The organism is Streptomyces amritsarensis, assembly GCF_001953875.1.
Classification (GTDB): Bacteria; Actinomycetota; Actinomycetes; order Streptomycetales; family Streptomycetaceae; genus Streptomyces; species Streptomyces amritsarensis.
This window is the reverse complement of record NZ_MQUR01000201.1, coordinates 1-1931: the sequence shown is the minus strand read 5'-3', so window position 1 is coordinate 1931 and position 1931 is coordinate 1. Positions and strand designations below refer to the sequence as shown.

Below are 1931 nucleotides of genomic sequence, written 5' to 3'. Positions count from 1 at the left end.
GAGCCGCTGTGGCGGGTCCACGAGCCGGTCTTCGCGGTCCTCGCGCTGGAGTCGGAGCCCGTCGACCCGCGGCTGTGAAGGCCGCGGCGACGGCCGCTGTGACGGCCGCGGCGTAAAGGCGGAGCCCCCGTACGGCCCCGAATTAGGTCGTATGGGGGAACTTTCGCGGAGAACTCCGGGAAAACCACCGGCGGGATCGTTCATCCAGGGCAGCGGAACGACCGTGACCCTGGAAGGACGGAACACCACCTATGAAGATGACCGCGCGCGGAAGCATTGCGGCGCTCCTTACCTGTATGGCCGCGGCCGGTGTGGCCACCCCGGCCGCGGCCGACGGGGTGCCGGTGGGTGTGCCGCTCGAAGGTGTGGAGACGACGACGGGCCTGGACGTGCCGCGGATCGCCACCGCGGTCCCGCTGCCGGTCGTCGGAGCGCCCGAGGCCCCCCGCATGCACAAGGGGGACATGCTTCCCACGCCGCTGCTCCCGGCGGTCCCGATCGCCACCGAGCTCGGCGAGACCCTGGTCACCTCCCCACTGCCGAACCTGGCGGGCCGGCCCGAGACGGACGGCGAGGGCTCCCTGGAGTCGCCCGCCACCACCGTGCGCACCCGCACCCCGGGCGCGGTCCTCGGCTCCCCGCTCACGATGCCCGACGGGTCCAACTTCGGGCTGCCGAACCTGACCACGCCCAAGCTGGGCCTCCTCACGCCGGAGATCACGGGAGCGCCGCAAGCACTTCTGGGTGTCGCCCTGCCCCGCTGAGCCGACGCCACCTCAAAAGGCCGCCCGGTCTGCGAACGTGTAGGGCATGGGATTCCATGTCGACTCCGAGACCGGGCGGCTTCGCCGCGTCATCCTCCACCGGCCCGACCTGGAGCTGAAGCGGCTCACACCGAGCAACAAGGACGCACTCCTCTTCGACGACGTGCTGTGGGTGCGCAGGGCCCGCCAGGAGCACGACGGCTTCGCGGACGTGCTGCGGGACCGCGGCGTGGAGGTCCACCTCTTCGGGGACCTGCTGCGGGAGGTCCTGGGGGTCCCCGAGGCCAGGCGCCTCGTCCTGGACCGGGTGTTCGACGAGAAGGAGTACGGGCCGCTCGCCACCGACCACCTGCGGCAGGCCTTCGACGGGCTGTCCTGCGCGGACCTGGCGGAGGCACTGGTCGGCGGGATGACCAAGCGGGAGTTCCTGGAGCGGCACACCGAGCCGGTGTCCGTGCGCTTCCACGCCCTGGACCTGGACGACTTCCTGCTGGGGCCGCTGCCCAACCACCTCTTCACCCGCGACACCTCCGCCTGGATCTACGACGGCGTGTCGATCAACGCGATGCGCTGGCCCGCCCGGCAGCGCGAGACCGTCCACTTCGAGGCGATCTACCGGCACCATCCGCTCTTCACCGCCTCCGGCGCCTTCCACTACTGGTCGCAGGGGCAGGCGGACTACCCCTCGACGATCGAGGGCGGGGACGTCCTGGTCATCGGCAACGGCGCGGTGCTGATCGGGATGAGCGAGCGGACCACTCCGCAGGCGGTGGAGATGCTGGCGCGGGGCCTGTTCGCCGCCGGGTCCGCGACGTCCATCGTGGCCCTCGACATGCCCAAGCACCGGGCCTTCATGCATCTGGACACGGTGATGACGATGGTCGACGGAGATACGTTCACTCAGTACGCGGGGCTCGGCATGCTCCCCTCCTACACGATCGAGCCGGGCGACGGGGGCAACGAGCTGAAGGTGACCGACCACCCCGCCGAGCACATGCACCGGGCCATCGCGGCGGCGCTCTCGCTCGACTCGATCCGGGTGCTGACCGCGACCCAGGACGTGCACTCGGCCCAGCGCGAACAGTGGGACGACGGGTGCAACGTGCTCGCCGTCGAGCCGGGGGTGGTCGTCGCCTACGAGCGCAACGTGACCACCAACACCCACCT

At 70.8% G+C, this 1931-nt stretch carries 2 protein-coding genes; both read left to right on the top strand.

Translation table 11 applies throughout. The annotated features are described in order from the left end of the window. The first annotated feature begins 296 nt into the window (after positions 1 to 296). Positions 297 to 764 (top strand): hypothetical protein, encoded by a 468-nt coding sequence (locus tag AVW11_RS35480; RefSeq protein ID WP_225884952.1) that lies wholly within the window; start codon positions 297 to 299, stop codon positions 762 to 764. Positions 765 to 810: 46 nt separating this feature from the next. After that, a partial coding sequence (locus AVW11_RS35475) for an arginine deiminase (protein ID WP_076047078.1) occupies positions 811 to 1931 on the top strand: 1121 nt, incomplete at its 3' end.